19 protein-coding genes are annotated in these 18,273 nt (G+C 71.8%); 10 read left to right on the top strand and 9 right to left on the bottom strand.

The genetic code is table 11. From position 1 onward, the window contains the following. Nucleotides 1-24: 24 nt before the first annotated feature. Nucleotides 25-1,164: a thiolase family protein gene (locus ACWDVW_RS07990; RefSeq protein ID WP_449945954.1), complete on the top strand. Its 1,140-nt coding sequence runs from the start codon at nucleotides 25-27 to the stop codon at nucleotides 1,162-1,164. Continuing rightward, nucleotides 1,161-1,955 carry an SDR family NAD(P)-dependent oxidoreductase gene (locus ACWDVW_RS07985; RefSeq protein WP_449945952.1) on the top strand — a complete coding sequence of 265 codons (795 nt, stop codon included), beginning with the start codon at nucleotides 1,161-1,163 and terminating at the stop codon, nucleotides 1,953-1,955. The genes ACWDVW_RS07990 and ACWDVW_RS07985 overlap by 4 nt, the downstream gene beginning before the upstream one ends. On the opposite strand, the gene ACWDVW_RS07980 is transcribed toward ACWDVW_RS07985, so the two are convergent. The 9 genes from ACWDVW_RS07980 to ACWDVW_RS07940 are packed head-to-tail and all read right to left on the bottom strand — an operon-like array spanning nucleotide 1,935 to nucleotide 10,303. After that, entirely contained in the window at nucleotides 1,935-2,342 is a 408-nt protein-coding gene (locus tag ACWDVW_RS07980) for a YybH family protein (protein WP_449945951.1), read from the bottom strand. The genes ACWDVW_RS07985 and ACWDVW_RS07980 overlap by 21 nt on opposite strands. Next, nucleotides 2,339-3,367, bottom strand: coding sequence for a CaiB/BaiF CoA transferase family protein (locus ACWDVW_RS07975; protein ID WP_449945949.1), 1,029 nt, complete (start codon nucleotides 3,365-3,367; stop codon nucleotides 2,339-2,341). Before ACWDVW_RS07975 ends, ACWDVW_RS07980 begins: the two co-directional genes overlap by 4 nt. Beyond that, nucleotides 3,364-3,672: a DUF4387 family protein gene (locus tag ACWDVW_RS07970; RefSeq protein ID WP_449945948.1), complete on the bottom strand. Its 309-nt coding sequence runs from the start codon at nucleotides 3,670-3,672 to the stop codon at nucleotides 3,364-3,366. Before ACWDVW_RS07970 ends, ACWDVW_RS07975 begins: the two co-directional genes overlap by 4 nt. Beyond that, complete coding sequence (locus ACWDVW_RS07965; RefSeq protein ID WP_449945946.1) at nucleotides 3,669-5,087, bottom strand: acyclic terpene utilization AtuA family protein; 1,419 nt, start codon at nucleotides 5,085-5,087, stop codon at nucleotides 3,669-3,671. The genes ACWDVW_RS07970 and ACWDVW_RS07965 overlap by 4 nt, the downstream gene beginning before the upstream one ends. A 3-nt stretch (nucleotides 5,088-5,090) precedes the next feature. Further along, nucleotides 5,091-6,155, bottom strand: a complete 1,065-nt coding sequence (locus tag ACWDVW_RS07960; RefSeq protein ID WP_449945944.1) for an acyl-CoA dehydrogenase family protein — start codon at nucleotides 6,153-6,155, stop codon at nucleotides 5,091-5,093. After that, entirely contained in the window at nucleotides 6,152-7,564 is a 1,413-nt protein-coding gene (locus tag ACWDVW_RS07955; RefSeq protein ID WP_449945943.1) for a 4-hydroxyphenylacetate 3-hydroxylase N-terminal domain-containing protein, read from the bottom strand. Before ACWDVW_RS07955 ends, ACWDVW_RS07960 begins: the two co-directional genes overlap by 4 nt. After that, complete coding sequence (locus ACWDVW_RS07950; RefSeq protein ID WP_449945941.1) at nucleotides 7,561-8,736, bottom strand: acyl-CoA dehydrogenase family protein; 1,176 nt, start codon at nucleotides 8,734-8,736, stop codon at nucleotides 7,561-7,563. Before ACWDVW_RS07950 ends, ACWDVW_RS07955 begins: the two co-directional genes overlap by 4 nt. A gap of 2 nt (nucleotides 8,737-8,738) precedes the next feature. Beyond that, nucleotides 8,739-9,530: a crotonase/enoyl-CoA hydratase family protein gene (locus ACWDVW_RS07945; RefSeq protein ID WP_449945939.1), complete on the bottom strand. Its 792-nt coding sequence runs from the start codon at nucleotides 9,528-9,530 to the stop codon at nucleotides 8,739-8,741. Then, nucleotides 9,530-10,303 carry an SDR family NAD(P)-dependent oxidoreductase gene (locus ACWDVW_RS07940; RefSeq protein WP_449945937.1) on the bottom strand — a complete coding sequence of 258 codons (774 nt, stop codon included), beginning with the start codon at nucleotides 10,301-10,303 and terminating at the stop codon, nucleotides 9,530-9,532. The genes ACWDVW_RS07945 and ACWDVW_RS07940 overlap by 1 nt, the downstream gene beginning before the upstream one ends. A gap of 210 nt (nucleotides 10,304-10,513) precedes the next feature. On the opposite strand from ACWDVW_RS07940, the gene ACWDVW_RS07935 reads away from it, so the two are divergent. The 8 genes from ACWDVW_RS07935 (at nucleotide 10,514) to ACWDVW_RS07900 (ending at nucleotide 18,240) form a co-directional block, all read left to right on the top strand. Further along, the gene (locus tag ACWDVW_RS07935) at nucleotides 10,514-12,076 is read left to right on the top strand and encodes a class I adenylate-forming enzyme family protein (protein ID WP_449945936.1); all 1,563 of its coding nucleotides are present in this window, start codon (nucleotides 10,514-10,516) and stop codon (nucleotides 12,074-12,076) included. Continuing rightward, nucleotides 12,073-12,909: an enoyl-CoA hydratase/isomerase family protein gene (locus ACWDVW_RS07930; protein WP_449945934.1), complete on the top strand. Its 837-nt coding sequence runs from the start codon at nucleotides 12,073-12,075 to the stop codon at nucleotides 12,907-12,909. The genes ACWDVW_RS07935 and ACWDVW_RS07930 overlap by 4 nt, the downstream gene beginning before the upstream one ends. Nucleotides 12,910-12,968: 59 nt before the next feature. Then, the gene (locus tag ACWDVW_RS07925) at nucleotides 12,969-13,646 is read left to right on the top strand and encodes a TetR/AcrR family transcriptional regulator (RefSeq protein WP_449945932.1); all 678 of its coding nucleotides are present in this window, start codon (nucleotides 12,969-12,971) and stop codon (nucleotides 13,644-13,646) included. A 132-nt stretch (nucleotides 13,647-13,778) separates the two neighbouring features. Beyond that, nucleotides 13,779-14,792, top strand: a complete 1,014-nt coding sequence (locus tag ACWDVW_RS07920; RefSeq protein WP_449945930.1) for a LysR family transcriptional regulator — start codon at nucleotides 13,779-13,781, stop codon at nucleotides 14,790-14,792. A 197-nt stretch (nucleotides 14,793-14,989) separates the two neighbouring features. After that, the gene (locus ACWDVW_RS07915) at nucleotides 14,990-16,069 is read left to right on the top strand and encodes an ABC transporter substrate-binding protein (protein ID WP_449945928.1); all 1,080 of its coding nucleotides are present in this window, start codon (nucleotides 14,990-14,992) and stop codon (nucleotides 16,067-16,069) included. A gap of 11 nt (nucleotides 16,070-16,080) precedes the next feature. Beyond that, on the top strand, nucleotides 16,081-16,890 hold the full coding sequence (locus tag ACWDVW_RS07910) for an ABC transporter ATP-binding protein (protein ID WP_449945926.1): 810 nt from the start codon (nucleotides 16,081-16,083) through the stop codon (nucleotides 16,888-16,890). Next, the gene (locus ACWDVW_RS07905) at nucleotides 16,887-17,771 is read left to right on the top strand and encodes an ABC transporter permease (protein ID WP_449945925.1); all 885 of its coding nucleotides are present in this window, start codon (nucleotides 16,887-16,889) and stop codon (nucleotides 17,769-17,771) included. The genes ACWDVW_RS07910 and ACWDVW_RS07905 overlap by 4 nt, the downstream gene beginning before the upstream one ends. Before the next feature lie 4 nt (nucleotides 17,772-17,775). Further along, a complete protein-coding gene (locus tag ACWDVW_RS07900; protein ID WP_449945923.1) occupies nucleotides 17,776-18,240 on the top strand; it encodes an acyl-CoA dehydrogenase family protein in 465 nt (154 codons plus the stop codon). Nucleotides 18,241-18,273: the final 33 nt, after the last annotated feature.

Genomic DNA, 18,273 nt, shown 5'->3' with positions numbered 1-18,273 from the left:
AGCCCTGCGGCCTGAGGAGCAGTCTTGCGTGATGCGGTGATCGTCGACGCCGTTCGTACCCCGATCGGCAAACGCATCGGGGCCCTCGCCGCCTGGCACCCGGTGGATCTCGCCGCCGAGGTGCTCACGACGCTCGTCACGCGGACCGGGGTCGACCCGGCCGAGATCGACGACGTCGTGTTCGGGTGCGTCAACCAGCTCGGTGACCAGTCCACCAACGTGGGCCGGATGTCCGCGCTCGCCGCCGGTTGGCCCGAGACGGTGCCAGGCGTCACGATCGACCGGGCCTGCGGGTCCAGCCAGCAGGCCCTGCACTTCGCGGTCGCGAGCGTGCTGTCCGGCATGGCCGACACGGTCGTCGCCGGCGGCGTGGAGATGATGTCGCGGGTACCGCTGGGCGCAGCCCGCGCGACCGGCATGCCCTACGGCCCGAAGGTCCGCGCCCGTTACGCCCGTGACTCCTTCAGCCAGGGGGAGGGCGCGGAGATGATCGCCGAGCGGTACGGCCTGTCCCGCACCGCTCTCGACGAGTTCTCGGTACGGTCGCACACGCTCGCCGCGCAGGCGACCGATGCGGGCGCCTTCGTCGGCCAGCTCGTCACGCTGCCGGACACTCCGCTGAGCGTTGACGAGGGCATCCGCCGGACCTCCACCGTGGAGACCCTGGCCGGTCTCACGCCCGCGTTCCGTCCCGACGGCGTCATCCACGCGGGCAACTCGTCCCAGATCTCCGACGGCGCCGCCGCCCTGCTCGTGACGACCGGTGACCGCGCCCGCGCGCTCGGCCTGACGCCGATGGCCCGCTTCCACAGCGGCACGGTCGTCGGCGACGACCCGGTCGTCATGCTGAGCGCGCCCTGGCCGGCGACGCAGAAGGTGCTCGCCCGGGCCGGCCTCGGCATCGACGACATCGGCGCGTTCGAGGTCAACGAGGCGTTCGCGCCGGTACCGCTCGGTTGGCTCGCCGAGACCGGTGCGAAACCGGAACGTCTCAACCCGCTCGGTGGTGCGATCGCGGTCGGCCACCCGCTCGGCGCGTCCGGGGCGATCCTGATGACCCGCCTGCTGCACCACATGCGCGACCAGGGCATCCGGTACGGCCTGCAGGCTATGTGCGAGGCGGGCGGCCTGGCCAACGCCACGATCGTCGAGCTGGCCGAGTGAGCTCCCTGGCCGGTCGACGGGTGCTCGTCACCGGTGGTTCCCGGGGGATCGGCCGGTCGATCGTCGAGGCCGCGACAGCAGCGGGTGCCCGCTGCGCCGTGCTCTGCCGGGATCCCGCCGGGGCGGCCGGAGTGGTCACCGCGTGCACCGACGCCGGTCTGCCGGTGCCGTCAGTGCACGCGGCGGACATCACCGATCCGGTCGGGTGCGGGCGCGCGGTGGTGGACGCGGCAGACGCGCTCGGCGGCGTCGACGTGGTGGTGAACAATGCCGCCCGGGTCTCCGGCGGAGTGCCCGACGGGCTGTTCTCGACGACGGACGCGTTGCTGCGGACCGACTTCGAGGAGAAGGTCGTCGGCTACCTGCGTGTCGTCCGCGCCGCCGTGGCGCACCTGCGGGCCGGTGGCTCCGGCCGGGTGGTCAACATCGGCGGCGAGGCGGCACGGATCGCCCGGCACAACGTGAGCTCCGGGGTACGCAACGCCGCCCTCGTCCACCTGACCCACTCGATGGCCCGTGAACTGGGCCCGGACGGAATCACCGCGAACGTCGTCCAGCCCGGTGTGGTGCTCACCGGTGAGGTCCGGGCGATGCTGCTGGCCGCCGCTCCGCCCGGCACGGACCCGCAGGACCACCTGCGACGGCTGGCCGCCCGACAGTCGCTGCGTCGCTTCGTCGAGCCGGCCGAGGTCGCCGCCGTCGTGGTGTTCCTCGCGTCCACGGCGTCCTCGGGCCTGACCGGGCAGGTGCTCACGGTCTCCGGCGGGACGTCAGCGGCGGTGCACTACTGAGATCCGCTTGGCGGCGAAGACCAGACCACCGTGCGTGGCCCGGGTGACGAGGTCATGGTACCGACCCCAGGTCTGCACGATCTGGCCGTCGGCCGTCCGGGACACCGCGTGGAACAGCGCCTGGACCGCGAACGGGTCGCCGTCACCGAGCACCTCCACATTCGACACCAGGTGCAGGCCCGGTGACGCGGCGGCCGTCCAGTACCGGGCGAACAGCCCGACGAACTCCTCCGCCCCCGTCCGCCGCACCCCGTCGGCGCCGACGACCTCCACGTCGTCGGTGACGACCGCGCGCAGCAGGTCGGGATCGCGGTCGTCGACGCCCCGGCAGTACGCCGCCTGCAGCGCCGACACCTCCAGCAGCAGGGTCTGCGCGGCGGGAGTCACCGGACCACCCTGCGCGGGGCCGGAGCGGGAGCCGGACGACCGCCCGAGTCGACGAACGTGCGCCGCGACGCGAGCGCGGGATGCTCGGGTGCCTCACCCGGGGTGAGCACCGGGGTCACGCAGGCGTCCACGTCGTCGAACGCCTCCGCCCACTCGGCCCGGGTCCGGGACGCGAAGATCCGGGCCAACTCCCGCCGCTGGTCGGGCCAGCGGCTGCGGTCGTGCTGCGGCCAGCCGGCCGGGTCGATCCCGAGGACGGCGAGGAACGCCGCGTGGAACGCCGCCTCGATCGCGCCGACCGCCATGAACCCGCCGTCCGCCGTGCGGTACGTGCGGTAGAACGGTGCGCCGCCGTCGAAGATGTTGGACTCCCGCTCGTCCGACCACAGTCCGGCCGCCCGCATGTCGTGCAGCAGCGTGGTCAGCGACGCCACCGCGTCGGTCATCGCGACGTCCAGCACCGCACCCCGACCGGTGCGGGTCCGCTCCAGCAACGCCGCGAGCACCCCCGTCACGAGGTACGTGCCACCCGCGCCGAAGTCGGCGAGCAGGTTCAGCGGCGGCAGGGGCGGCCGGTCGGCCGGACCGGTCGGGTGCAGCGCCCCGGCCACGGCGAGATAGTTGATGTCGTGCCCGGCCCGCTGCGCCCAGGCGCCCTTGTGCCCCCAGCCGGTCATGTGCACGTAGACGAGCGTCGGGTGGGCGGCACACAGCGTCGCCGGACCGAGCCCGAGCCGCTCCACGACGCCCGGCCGGTACGGGTCGACGAACACGTCGGCGGTGGCGACCAGACGGCGTACCTCCTCCCGGCCCTCGGTGGTCTTCAGGTCCGCGGTGACCGCCCGCACCCCGGACGAACGGGAGTCGTGGTGCACCGGCAGCCCGGAGACCCCGACGCCACCACCCGGGCGGTCCACCCGGACCACCTCCGCGCCCAGGTCCCGCAGGAGCATCCCGGCGAACGGCGCCGGGCCGGCACCGGCGAGCAGCACCACGCGGACCCCGGCGAGCGGACCCCCGCTCACGGCAGGCGCAGCGCGAGCAGTGGCACGAACTGGGCCGCGCTGTCCAGGTCGGTGTCGTCGGGGCCACCGGCGACCGTCCGGCGGGGCATCGTCACCTTGATGGCGTTGGCGGCCGGGTAGTCGATGACCTGGACGGTCGCGGGGTCGACGTGCAGCAGGTCGGCGACCGCCCCGGCGGTGACGGCTCCGGAGTCGCGCCACGTCAGGTACGCCTCCTCGGTGCGGAACACCATGTCCACCGAGACGAGGAACGCTCCCGCGTTGCGGGTACGGAACGTGCTGCAGTCCGATCGGATGTCACTCATGCGCTGACCGTCACCTTCTCCACGGCGGCCGAATCGGTGATCTCCAGGGTGAACGGTTCCATCGGGTGGTCCAGGGCCGCGCCGTGCCAGACGCTCCAGGTGAACACCGGGCCGACGTCGACGACCGACGGGGCGTAGGCGAGCGCGCCGTTGGCGGAGTTGGCGACGCCGGGCACCCGTACGCCGTGCATGAAGAACGGCATCGCTCCCGAGACGATCTCGTGCGCGATCTCCTGGTCGGCGGCGACCGCCTCGGCGACCAACCCGATCTCGTAGCAGCCGGCGTAACCGTGGGCCGCGTTCGGCTCGGCGGCGCCGAGGACGGCGTCGTACCCGTACCGGCGGAACCCGAACGTGTACGCCGAGTCGTCCAGGCCGTACCGGTCCCGAGCGGTGCGGTGCACGAGATCGGTGATCGCGGCGGTGTAGTCGGCGACGTTGGCCACCACGGCGGGGTCGCGGACCCCGAACAGGCACATGCTGCGGTAGCCGAGCTGCTCGACGCCCTCCAGCCGCACGCTGTACGGCTCGGGGGTGAACGTCGCGCCGACCACGCGCACACTCTGCTCGTCGAGCTGGAGGTACCGGGCCGCCGACGTGTCCAGTGTCCCCGGCGGCTCCCGCAACAGGTACGGCGTCGCGTTCTCGTAGAGCATCTGCGCGGCCACCGACCGGACGGTGCAGCGGGACCGGCCGCCGACCGGGCGTACCGTGAAGCCCTCGTCGTCGACCTCGCCGACGATGCACTCGCCGGCCCCGATCGGCTCCTCGATGGCGTACCCGCACTCGACGGTCTTGCCCATGTGCCAGGCCGGGCCGGGCGCGATGCCCCGCAGCAGCGGGACGGCCGCGTAGATCGCCGCGTCCGAGGACCGGCCGGCCAGCACGATCTGCGCACCGGCGTCGAGCGCCTCGGCGTAGGGCTCCGGGCCCATCATCGCCACGATCCGCGTCGCCCGTTCGACGTCGGCCTCGGTCAGCTCGGGTCGGCCGTCGAGTCCCCACGTCTGTCCACTACGGACCTTGTCGAGTACCCAGTCCTTCGGCTGCTCGGTGCGGATCGTGGCGATGCGGGCGGTACGGCCGTGGGCGGCGAGGATGTCCGTCACGATCCCACGGAACCAGGTGAGTCCGGCGTCGCTGCCGGTGAACCCGGCCGACCCGATGAGCAGCGGCACCCCGATGTCGAGTGCGCCGAGCACCATGCGCTCCAGGTCCCGGCGGGTCTGCCGGTAACCGGCCCAGCTGGCCGCGGCGCCCAGGTAGTACGGACCCCAGTCGGTGCTGCCCGCGTCGCAGGCGATGAAGTCGGGCTTCGTCTGCAACGCGGCGCGGAACGACTTCGTGGAGAAGCCGCCGCCCATCACGGCGGCGGGCGCGACGAACCGCACCCGGGACCGGTCGTCAGTACTCATCGTTCACCTCTCGTCGACCAGTGCGAACAGTGCGCGCCGGTGCTGGTCCGGCGTTCCGGCGAGCACCGCGGCGGCGTGCGCCCGGCGCAGCAGGACGTGGGCGGGGTACTCCCAGGTGAAGCCGATCCCGCCGTGCAGCTGGATGGCCTCGGTCGTGATCGTCACGGCAGCCTCGGACGCCTTGACCGCGAGCGTGTGCGCGCTGCGCTCGTCCCCGCCGCACCGCGTCACGTACGCGGCGGCCGACCGCGCCACCTCGACCGTGACGGTGAGGTCGGCCAGCGTGTGCGCCAACGCCTGGAACGCGCCGATCGGCCGCCCGAACTGGTGGCGGGTCTTGGCGTGGTCGACGGTCAGCTCCAACGCGTGCCCGGCGACGCCCACGCACTCGGCGCCCAGCGCGATACAGGTCGCGATCTCGGCCCGCCGGATGGCCTCGGCGGCGGTGGCACCGTCGGCGAGGACGGTGGCGGGAGCCTCGTCGAACCCGGCCCGCCAGGCCGGCCGGCTCAGGTCCAGCGACGGCAGCGCGGTCAGCGTCGCGCCGGGTGCGTCCGGCGCGACGAGGGCGAGCGCCGGTGATCCCGCCACGTCGACCGGCACCAGCATCGGGCAGGGCGGCGGGACGGCCAGCACCGGACCGACCGTGCCGGTCAGGGTCAGCGCGCCGTCCGCCGCCGTCGACGCGGTCATCCGACGGCCCGACGCGAAGGGCACGTGGACCAGCGTGGGCAGCGGGGTTCCGGCGGCGATGCCCTCCAGCAGTTCGCCCGAGCGGGCCGTGTCCACCGCCGACAGTGCCGTCGCCGCCGCGACCGCACCCGGCACGAACGGGCCGCCGACGACCGCGCGGCCCAGCTCCGCCGCGACGGCGACCAGTTCGGCCGCGCCGAAGCCCAGCCCGCCCCGCGACTCCGGGACGAGCAACCCGGCCAGGCCCAGCTCGCCGCTGAGCCGCGACCACACGTGCCCGCCGTCCTCCACCGGCACGACGGGGCGGGCGTACGCGCCGAGGAAGTCCCGCAGCGCGGAGCCCAGCTCCGCGGCCACCTCCTCCGCAGCGGTCACGACACGGTTCCCGGCGTCGGATCGGCGGTCGGCTCCTCGATCCCGCACACCTTGCGGGCCAGGTGCTTCGCGTGCGTCATGTCGTAGTGCTTCTCGACGATGAGGCGTTGCGCGTGCAGCCCTCCGCCGCCCTGCAGGATGGTCACGCTCTGCCAGCCGCCGAACGTGTCGGCGGTGAAGTCGCGGATGCCGTGGAAGAGCCGCATCCGGTGCTCGGCGTCGACGCCCTCCATCGTGCGCATGTACTTCGCGACGAACTCGCCCGTCTCGGGGTGACGCAGGTCGTCGAGCATCGGCGCGGTGAGGATGCTGCCGCCGGCCACGTCGTGCAGGTTGCGCACCATCTCGGCGTAGTTCAACGCGGCGAAGTACTTCGCCGCGTTGGTCATCAGCTCGTCCGGGGACGCCCAACCCTCCGCGGTGAACTGGGCGTTGTTGACGGCGGCCTCCAGCCCGGCCCGCACCATCGTCGCGTAGTTGATCAGCTCGGCGATCTTCTGCCGGATGTGCGGGATGCGCGGCAACCCGTTGGCCTCGGCGATGAGCTGGGCCATACCGACGAGCGTGTCGGCCATCTCGACGTAGTGCGCGACACTGCCGATGCGCTCCCACAGCCCGAGCGAGTGGGCGAACGTGGCGGAGTGCTCCACCTCGCCGTCGAGGAACACCCGCTCGTTGGGCACGTAGACGTCGTCGAAGATGACGAACCCCTCGGCCATGTTGCGCCGACCGCTGTAGGGGAAGTAGTCGGTCGGCAGGTCCGGACGCGGCGCGTACGTGGTGGCGACGATCTTCACGCCGGGCGAGTTGACCGGCACCGCGCAGGCGATCGACCAGTCCTCCTCACCGGGCTTCATCCGCTTGGTCGGCATCACGATGAGGTCGTGGTCGATCGGGGCACCGGTGATGTGCAGCTTCGCCCCACGGATCACCACCCCGCCGGAGTCCCGGCTGACCACCCGGACGTACAGGTCCGGGTCGTCCTGCTTCATCGGCGAGAGCGCCCGGTTGCCCTTGGCGTCGGTGATCGTCTGCACGCAGCGCAGGTCGACCTTCTTGGCGTGCTCGAAGTAGTCCATCACCCGGTCGGCGTACTCGGGCAACTGCGAGCGGATCCGGCTGGCGGCGGTCATCAGCATCAGCAGGCTCACCGACGTGGTGCGGGTGGGATTGGCCCACTTGAGCTGCTCCACCTCCTGGTAACGCAGATCCTCCACACTGCGCGGGATGAAGAACAGCGGCCCGTACGCGTCGTCGCCGGGCCGATAGAACTCGTCGTAGTTCGCCGCGGTCATCGCGATGCTCTGCCGCAGCAGCGGCTCCTCGGTGACGTCCTCGATCCGCCGGCCCGCGAGGTAGACCTGACGGCCGTCACGGAGGCTCTGCCGGTACTGTTCCCCGGTCATCATGGCGCTGCGGGTCCTTTCGTTCGAGGGTGCCGGTCACGGGGCAGGCCGAGCACCCGCTCGGCGACGATGCCGCGCTGGATCTGGTCGGTGCCGCCGGCGATGCGTTGCGCGGGTGAGCTGAGCAGGAAGTCCGACCAGGCGGAGCCGCCCGAGCTGCCGTCGTCGGCGACCAGGTCGGGTCCGAGCAGCCGCGCGGCCGCCCGACCGTAGAAGCCGAGGTCGTCGACGAGGGCGAGCTTGCCCACCGACGGCGAGAGCCCCGCGGTGGCGACGCGGTCCGCCGTCACCCCGGTGAGCTGCTCGCGGATCCACGCCTCGGCCAGCAGCTCCCGGTCGGCCTCACCGAGTGGGTCCCGGTCGCCGACCAGGGCGCGCAGCCGCCGGAACGGCTGGCTCAGGTACGTCTTGTCCCGGCTGCCCATCGCCGCGCGCTCGCTGGTCAGCGTGGACATCGCGACGACCCAACCGTCGTCGACGGCACCGAGCCGGGCACTGTCGGGGATCCGGACGTCGTCGAAGAAGACCTCGTTGAAGTGGCTGTCGCCGTTGATCTGACGGATCGGCCGGACGGTGATGCCGGGACGGTCCATCTCGACCAGGAAGGCGGTGACGGACCGGTGACGGTCGGCGGGCGCCCCGGTGCGGGCGAGCAGCTCGCCGACGTCGGAGAGATGTGCCCACGAGGACCACACCTTCTGGCCGTTGAGCACCCAGTCGTCACCGTCGCGTACCGCCGTGCAGCGAAGCGCGGCGAGGTCGGAACCGGCTTCCGGTTCCGAGAAGAGCTGGCAGGCGAGGGCGTCCCCCCGCCACAGGGCCCGGACCCAGCGGTCCCGCTGCGACGCGGTGCCGTGGGCCAGGATCGTCGGCGCGACGATGCGCCGGCTGACCGTGAAGTACGCCTGGTCGGGCAGCACGTACCCGCACAGGACGTCGCGCAGCGCGGCGGCGACGTCCGGGTCCAGGCCCCGGCCGCCGTGCTCGACTGGCCCGTCGAACCAGGCGAGGCCGGCGTCGAAGAGCCGTCGCTGGAACGCCGAGGAGACGGCCAGCCCGCTGTCGCCGCCAGCGGACTCGTCCACCACGGCCTCCGGGTCGTGACGGACCAGCCCTTCAGCGGCGGCGAACGCGTGGATCTCGGTGACCAGCGCGTCGAACGTCGGGTCCGGCATCGTCACCGCCCTGCCCAGACCGGCGCGCGCCGCTCGGCGAACGCGCGCGCGCCCTCGGCCGCGTCCGCGGAGGCGAACACCGGGTCGAACCACTCGTCCTGCCGGGCGAACGCCTCGTCGTCGGCCCAGTCCGGGCTACGCCGCAGCACCTGGAGGCTGGCGGCGACTGCGAGCGGCGCGTTCGCGGCGACGGTCTGCGCCAACCGGAGTGCCCCGTCGAGCGCCCCGCCGGCCGGCGTGAGCTGGTTGACCAGCCCGCACCCGGCGGCACGCGGGGCGTCGATCGGTGCGCCGGTGAGGACGAGTTCCATCGCGAGGGCGTAGGGCAGCCGGCGGGGGAGCCGGAACGCCCCGCCGCCCCGGGCCGCCAGCCCCCGAGTGACCTCCGGCAGCCCGAACCGGGCGTCCTCGGCGGCCACGACCAGGTCGCAGGCGAGCACCATCTCGAAGCCGCCCCCCAGCGCCCAGCCCTCGACGGCGGCGACGATCGGCACCTGCGGCGGCGACTGCACGAACCCGGCGAACCCCCGGCCGGGCACACTCGGTCGGCCCTGGACCGGGAAGTCACGCAGGTCCATCCCGGCGCTGAACGTGCCACCGGCGCCGGTGAGCACGACGGCCCGGACGCTCGCGTCGGAGTCGAGCGAGATGAACGTCTCGGCCAGCGCCTCCGCCGTGACCCGGTTGATCGCGTTGCGTCGGTGCGGCCGGCTCACCGTGACGACCGCGACGTGGCCGTGGCGGTGCAGGAGGACGGCGGGCGCGTCGGCTGGTGCGTGCGGAGCGCCGGCCATCAGCGTGGCGCCATCCGGATCGCCCCGTCGAGGCGGACGGTCTCACCGTTGAGGTAGCCGTTGGAGAGCATGTGCACCGCGAGCGCCGCGTACTCGTCGGGCGCGCCGAGCCGCTTCGGGCTCGGTACGCTCGCGGCCAGCCCGGCGCGCAGGTCGTCGCGCAGCCGCCCCAGCATCGGGGTGTCGAACACGCCGGGCGCGATGGTGTTGACCCGGATCTGCCGGCTCGCCAGGTCCCGCGCGGTGACCAGGGTGATCCCGTGCACCCCGGCCTTCGCGGCGGTGTAGGACGCCTGACCGATCTGTCCCTCGAACGCGGCGACCGACGCGGTGAGCACGCACGCGCCGCGCTCCCCGTCGACCGGCTCCGCCTCCGCGATCGCCGCGGCGACCAGACGCAGCACGTTGTACGTGCCGACGAGGTTGACCCGCACCACCTCGGCGAAGCCCTCGATCGGGGCGGGCCGACCCTCCTTGTCCAGGATGCGCAGACGGTCGCTGCCCCGGCCGGCGCAGTGCACCAACCCCCGTACCGGCCCGCGCTGCCGCGCGACGTCCACGGCTGCGGACATCTCCTCGGTGCTGGTGATGTCGGCGGCGACGAACGTCGCGGCCGGGCCGAGCGCCTTCGCTTCGGCGGTGCCGGCCTCGGTCCCGGTGGGCAGGTCGACCATCACCACGGTCGCGCCCCGGGCGACGAGCCGGCGTGTGGTGGCCAGACCGAGCCCGGAGGCCCCACCGGTCACCACGACGGTGGCCTTGTCCAGATTCACGTTCAGTTCTCCTGCCGCCATTGCGCCACTGACGCCATTGACGATTACGGCAAATCGCGGCCACGTCCAATACACCTCTGCGCCGAACAGATAGGGGATGCCTATCGGACGGTTCGGCGCCTTCGTCTTGACACGGATTGTGTGCCGACTAACGTCGTCCGTGGCAGTGGCGCGGGCATATTCGGAAGCACATTCTGCGGGAGTGAGCCGGTGAGATCCTTGGCCTCGGTCGGACCGGGTGACTGGCCCACCATGAGCGCGCACGCCTACCCGGACGCACCGGCGTTGCGGACCCCTGACGGGGTCGCGCTGACGTTCGCCGGTCTGGAGGCCCGCGCGTCGCGGCTGGCGAGCGCGTTACGGGCGGCCGGCATCGCACCGGGCGACCGGATAGCGATCCTGGGCACCGACAGCGTCGGCTACGCGGTGACGCTCTTCGCCTCGCTCAAGCTGGGCACGATCGGCGCGCCGCTGAACTACCGGCTCGCCGCTGCGGAGTTGTCCGCGTTGACGGCGCTGGCCGATCCGGCCGTGCTGGTGCTGGAATCGCGCTACGCACACCTGCTCGACGACCTGCGGGCCGCGGCACCGGGGCTGCGGCTGGTGTTGACCCTGGACGGACCGTCGGCCGGGATCGCCTCGATCGAGGAGTTCGGCGACGCGCACGACCCGCCCGGCCCGGCCAGCCTGCCGGCCGCGACCAGCGACGACGACGTGTTGCTGTGGATGTTGACCAGCGGGACCACCGGCACTCCCCGGGTGGTCGCGCAGACCCAGCGGATGCTCAAGGCGAACACCGCCAAGGGCGTGCTCGAACAGGGGTTCCAGCCGGGGGAGTGCCTGTACGCGGGCACCCCGCTGTTCCACGTCTCCGGCATGGGCTGGCTCTACTACGCGATCTCCCGGGGTGCGGCGCTCATGCTGCTCCCGCAGTTCGACGCGGCGGCGGTGCTGGGCTGCCTGCGCAGCGGCGTGGTGACCCGCTGTCTGCTGGTGCCGAGCATGGTCGTCGCACTGCTCGACCATCCGGACGCGGGTGCGGTCCCCGCCCTGCGCAGCATCGCCTACGGCGGCTCCGCGATGCCTCCCGAGCTTGTCCGTCGGCTGCACGAGACGTTCGGCTGCGACCTGTACAACACCTTCGGTGCCGGCACCGAAGGAGGTGGACAGACGATCCTGCGTCCGGCCGACCACCGTGCCGCGTTCGCCGGGCGGCCGCACCTGCTCGGCTCGATCGGCCGTCCGATGTTCGGCGTCGACCTGCGGTTGTGCGACGCGGACGGCAACGAGGTCGGCGTCGGCACGGTCGGCGAGATCCGTACGCGCAGCGACACGGTGATGAGCGGCTACGTCGGGAACCCCGAGCTCACCGCCACCAAGGTCGTCGACGGCTGGATCCGCAGCGGAGACATGGCCTGGCGGGACGACGAGGGTTACCTGTATCTCGCCGGCCGCGTCGACGACATGATCCTGCGCGGCGGCGAGAACATCTTCCCGGCCGAGATCGAGAACGTGCTGGTGGACCATCCGACGGTCGCCGAGGCGGCGGTGGTCGGCCTACCGGACCAGCGGTGGGGGCAGGTCGTCGTGGCGGCCGTCGTCGCCGGGCCCGGTGCCGTGCCCGACCCCGACGAGCTGCGGGCCCACTGCCGGTCCCGGCTGGCCGGTTACAAGACACCGGCGCGGGTCGTGGTCGTCGCCGAGCTGCCGAAGAACGCGTCCGGAAAGACGGTCCGTGCCGCACTCGCCGCCGACCTGGCGGTGACCACGTGAGCGCCCCGCAGCACGGCATCCCGCTGGCCCGACCGGCCGACCCGGGGGCCGCATCCGGCGACGCCGATGCGCAGGCGGTGCGGGTGACCCGCGACGGGCCGGTGCTGACCGTCACGATCGACCGGCCGGCACGGCGCAACGCGATGACCTATGCGGCCTGGGACGAGCTGGGCGCGGCCCTGGGCGAGGCGGCGGCCGGCGACGCCCGGGTGGTGGTGGTGACCGGCACCGCCGGGGCGTTCTGCAGCGGTGGCGATCTCGACGGCGGCGACCGGGCGCCGCATCCGCACGCGCAGCTCGCGGCGGTCGCCCGCACCTGTCAGACCCTGGTGTCGCTCCCGCAGCCGACGATCGCGCAGGTCGACGGGCTCGCCGCAGGCGCCGGCTTCGGCCTGGCGTTGGCCTGCGACTTCGTGGTGGCCAGCAGGCGGGCACGGTTCGGCACCATGTTCCTGGCCCGTGGTCTGTCGCCGGACTTCGCCACGTCGTGGCTGTTGCCCCGGCTGGTCGGGCCACGCCTGGCCACCCGGCTGTGCCTGCTGCCGGAGATCGTCGACGCCGACCGCGCCCACGAGTGGGGTCTGCTGGAGGACGTCGTGGAGCCGGACGAGCTGCCCGGACGGGTCGAGGCCCTCGCCGCGCGACTGGCGGCGGGCCCGCCGATCGCGACCCGGCTCACCAAGCAACTGCTCCGCGACTCGTTCGCCCGTGGCGTCGAGGAGTCCCTCGCCGCGGAGACGATGGCCCAGTCGATCAACCGGCTCTCGGCGGACGCGCAGGAGGGGATCGCGGCGTTCCGCGAACGCCGACCCGCCCGGTTCGAGGGGCGATGACGGACAAGTCCGGTGCTGCGGAGTGGACGGCGGGCCGTTCCGTCGCCACGATGTCCGACGTGACGGTGAAAGCCTCCGCGGTGAAGGTAGCCGCGTCGCGCGTGGTCGCAGCTCCGGCTCAGCCCCGCACCCCGGCCCAGCACGACCGGCGTAGTCGCGTCCTGACCAGCGCCTCGGCGATGCTGGCTACGGGTGGCGAGGACGCGCTGCAGATGAAGCGGGTCGCCGAGGACGCGCGGGTGTCGCTGGCGACGGTGTACCGCTACTTCCCGTCCAAGGACCATCTTCTCCTGGCGATGGCTCGGGCCCGGTTCGAGCGGGCGCTGGTCCGGGTCCAGCAGGCCGACATCGACCTGGTCGGCTCGACACCGGGCGAGCGGGTCAGCGCGTACCTGTTGCGGGAGTTCGCCGCGCAGCAGCGCCAACCACACGTCACCTCGGCGTTGGCGCGGGTGCTGATCGGCACGAACCCGGACTACCGCGAGACCCACGACGAGGTCCAGCAGATGCACCTACGGCTGCTCTCGGTGATCGCGCACGGCCACGACAGCACCCCCGGTTACGAGGCGTGGATGGTGCTGCGGGTGGTGGCCGGCTGCTTCGGCTCGGCCACCCGCAACTGGATCGCCGGTCTGCTCTCGGCGGACGAGGCGCGGTTCGAGATCGCGCTGGCGTGCCGGTTGCTGGACCTGCCGCCGGAGTCGGTCGGCAGCAGAACCGGTTCTGTCTCTCCGTAACCTTGATCGCTGCTGCTGTCTCTGACCAGGCACTATCGGCGATATCGCACGGCAACGCAACCGTTGAAAACCAGACTTGATTCTGGAACACTCGCCGGCTAGAACCCCCGGCGATGATGCGTGAGGTGCGGGATGACCAGCATCGAGGTTCGTCAGCTCGAGTACTTCCTGGCCGTTCACGACTACGGCGGGGTGACCCGCGCGGCCAAGGCCCTGCACCTGTCCCAGCCGTCGCTGTCCCAGGCGATCCGCAGCCTGGAACGGCAACTGCGCACCGACCTGTTCCTCCGGGTCGGCCGTGGCCTGGTGCTCTCCCCGGCCGGACAGGCCCTGGTCGGCCCCGCCCGCCAGGTCGTCCGCTCGGTGGAGCGGGCGCAGGTCGCCGTGCAGCGGGTCCGTGAACTGCACGCGGGGCAGATCTCCGTCGCCGCCGGGGCGGGACTCGTCGCCGACCCCCTTGCCCCCTGGCTCGGCCGTTTCCGTCGCAAGTATCCCGACACAGTGGTGCGGGTCGAGGAGAGCGAGAGTGACGACGGCGTCGCCGAACTCGTCCGCTCCGGCGACTGCGAGCTGGGCCTGACCGCCGGCCTGATCGTCTGCGACGAACTGGAGCAGTTGCTGGTCAGCGAGCAACACGTCGTGCTGGTCTCGCCGCCCGGCACGCCCTGCTCGGGTGGGCCGGTGCCGCTGGAACAACTCGCCGGGGTGCCGATGGTCGTCGGTGACCGCCGGGGCCAGGCCTGGACGGACGTGGAACGGGCGATGGCGGATCGGGGGGTCGCCGCCACGGTCGTCGTGGAGGTCGCCCGCACCTCCTCCACGATCCCGCTCGTGCTGGCCGGGGTCGGCTCGACGTTCCTGACCCTGCGCCTGGCGATCGAGGCTCGGGCGCGCGGCGCAGTGGTCCAGGAGATCACGCCCGCGCAGGTCCGCCGGCTGCGGCTGCTCCGCCGCCCGGGGGACCGGTCGGTCGGCGTCAACGCCCTCACCGGCGTGATCCACGCCGACGCGAAACGATGGGTCACCGCGCTACAGGAGCAACAGGACCTCGGGCTCGGCCTGGTCGCCGCCGGTGCCGCCGTCGACGCGCGGATCCGCGACGCCCGCGCGGCCGCGGCGAGTCGCCAGGTACGCCTCGCAAGCTGACGCATGTGCGTCGCCGAATACGACCGATACTTCCCCGCTATGGGTGCAGTCGAACTAGGTATGCGGTAGACCGAATCGTACGTTGACCACCGCTCCCCAGGCCGTGACGATGATTTCGAGCACATTTCCTGTGGCCCTCACGCATCTGCATTCGCAGGATTTATTCCAGGCTTTGGAGGAATTCGGTGGCTTCGACGATGAAAAGGCGCAGGGCGCTGGCGATGGTGGCCGCGCTCGCTCTCCTACCTCTTACCGCGTGTGGCGACGACGATTCCGGCACCACGGGTGCCGACGGCGAGATGACGCTCCGCCTCGGATTCGCCGGAGCGGTGTTGTCGCCCGGTGCCGCCATGTACACCTCGTTGCCCGACCTGCTCGGCTTCTGGGGCGAGGACAAGCTCACGGTCGAGATCACCCGGATCGAGGGCACCGCCGTGGCGCTGTCGGCGATGGTCGGTGACCAGATCGACGTCGCCGTCGTCTCCGGCGAGGCGGTCGTCCCGCCGATCTCCGAAGGACAGCCCTTCGTGATCCCGTACTCGCTGAGCCAGCGCGGCATCGTCGTCACCGCGGTGCCCGCGAACAGCGCGATCAACGGTCTCGGCGACCTGGGCGGCAAGACCGTCGGCGTGCCGAACCTCGCCAGCGGTGCGGTCACCTTCACCAAGGCCGGTGCGGCCGAGGCCGGCGTCGACCCGAACAGCATCACGTTCGTGGCGATCGGCACCGGCGCCCAGGCCGCCAACGCCATCAGGAGCGGTCAGGTCGACGCGGTCAGCGACACCGACACCTCGATCGTCGGTTTCCAGCAGGCCGGGACCGAGCTGAAGCTGCTCGACAGCGCGATCAACGACAAGCTCGTCATCGGCGTCGTCGCGGCGACCACCAAGTCCAACATGAGCGGAAAGAAGGACGCGTTGGAGGCGTGGGCCAGGGGCGTCGCCAAGGCCACCGAGTGGATGCAGGCCAACCCCGAGGAAGCGGTCAAGCTGCACTACCGCAAGTTCCCGGAGACCAAGCCCGCCGGGGACGACGCGGCGGTGATCGCCAGCGGCGTGGCTCAGGTGACGGCCCGCCTCCAGGCGATCAAGGCAGCGGACAACGGCGAGTACGGCTCGATCCGCCCCGACCAGCTCGAGTACATCGTCGGCTACCTCACCGACAACGGGCAGCTGACGAAGCCGGTCGAGATCGGCGCGATCTACGACGGGTCCCTGATCGCCGGCGTCAACACCTTCGACAAGGCGGCCGTACGCGCCGTGACAGCACCCAGCTGATGGAGGTCAGCGTGACCGTGCAATCCACAAGCGGACCGGGTGCCGTCGGCGTGGCACCCGGGATCGAGGTCAGCGGGGTGTCGAAGACCTTCCGCACCAACGCCGGTGACGTGGTGGCGCTGACCGACATCGACCTGGAGGTCCGGCAGGGCTCGTTCGTCTCGCTGGTCGGCCCGAGCGGTTGCGGCAAGTCCACCCTGCTGCGGATCGTCGCCGGGCTGGAGACCAGCAGCGGCGGCACCACCAAGGTGGCCGGCACACCGGTCGACGGGCCGCGACGGGACTTCGGGATGGTGTTCCAGCAGCCCGTGCTGCTGCCCTGGCTGACCATCTTCCGCAACGTCATGCTGCCGGCCGACGTCGCCCGGGACCGCTCGCCCCAGGCCCGCCAACGGGCTGCCGACCTGCTGGAACTGGTCGGTCTCGACGGATTCCAGCACCGTTACCCCCGTGAGCTGTCCGGCGGCATGCAGCAGCGTGCCGCGCTCGTCCGGGCCCTGATGAGTCGCCCCAGCCTGCTGCTGATGGACGAGCCGTTCGGTGCCCTCGACGCGCTCACCCGGGAGACGATGAACGCCGAGTTGCTGCGCATCTGGTCGGAGACCGGCGCCACCACGCTGTTCGTAACCCACTCGATCGCAGAGGCGGTCTTCCTCAGCGACGTGGTGGTGGTGCTTTCCGGCCGCCCCGGCACGATCCTCGACCAGGTCCAGATCGACCTGCCCCGTCCCCGCACGTTCGACGTCATGGACTCGCCGGAGGCATCGAGGTTGACCAACCACATCCGTGGGCACCTGCACGCACGAGGAGCGGTGGGATGACCGTGACCAGGAGCGAGCCCGTCCAGGGCGAGGCCGGGGCCACCGGCACCCCAGCCCCCGCCACCCGCAAGCGGCGGTCCCGGTCACTCGTGCGCCGGTACCCCACGCTCATCGTCAGCCCGCTGATCGCGCTCGTCGCGCTCGCCGCGTGGGTGTCGGCCATCGAGATCTTCGGCGTGGAGCCGCTGATCCTGCCGCCGCCGCTGGACGTGCTCGAGGAACTGTGGATCATGCTCACCGGCGCGGAGTTGTACCGGAACCTGCTGGTGACGGTCTCCGAGTTCGGCATCGGGTTCGTGCTGGGCTCGGTCTCGGCGATCATCGTCGCGGCGGTCCTGGTGCGCATCCCGCCACTGGAGAAGGGCTTCTCCCCGTACATCATCGCCTTCCAGAACTTCCCCAAGATCGCGATCGCGCCCATGCTGGTCACCTGGTTCGGCTTCGGTATGGCGCCCAAGATCGCGTTGGCGACCGTGCTGGCGTTCTTCCCGGTGTTCGTCAACGTCATCGTCGGGCTCAAGTCCTCCACCCGGGAGCAGCGCGATCTGATGCGGATGCTGCAGGCCTCGGAGTGGCAGACGTTCCGGATGCTGCGGGTCAAGGTGGCGTTGCCGTACATCTTCGCCGGGCTGCGGGTCGCCGCCGTGTTCAGCCTGCTGGGTGCGATCACCGGAGAGTTCATCAGCTCCTCGCAGGGGCTGGGCTACATGCTGTTGCAGCGCAACGCCCAGTTGCACGTCGACGGGGTCTTCGCGCTGCTGGTGGTGATGGCGGCGATCGGCTTGGCGGTGCACGGCATCCTGGCCCTGCTCAACCGGAAGATCATCTTCTGGGAGGACCACGACCAGGCCAAACGGCCGGCACAGGAAGAGAGCGTCTGAGGCGATGCGGCGCACGTTGTTCGCACCGGAACACGAGGAGTTCCGGCATCTGGTCCGCAAGGTGATCGAACGGGAGGTGTCGCCGTACCACCAGCAGTGGTGCGAGGCCGGCATCGTGCCCCGAGACCTGTTCCGCACCCTGGGCGCGGTGGGAGTGATGGGATTCTCCGTCCCCGAGGAGTACGGCGGGGCGGGCACCGTCGACTACCGGTACAACGTGGTGATCCAGGAGGAGACGGCCCGTGCCGTGGTCACCCTCGGCGGTCTGCGTACCCACCTCGACATCGTGCTGCCGTACCTGCTCGCCTTCGCCGACGAGGGCCAGCGGGGCCGGTGGTTCCCCGGGTTGGCCTCCGGTGACCTGTACACCGCGATCGCGATGAGCGAACCCGGCGTCGGCTCCGACCTCGCCGGCATCAGCACGGTCGCGGTCCGCGCCGTCGACGTTGCCTCGGAGCAGGTCGAATAACTCGTCGTCCATCGGGCAGGGGTTGGTCTGTCC

The organism is Micromonospora sp. NPDC003241 (assembly GCF_053589795.1).
Note: the sequence above shows the minus strand (reverse complement) of the source record. Positions and strands in the feature narration are given on the sequence as shown.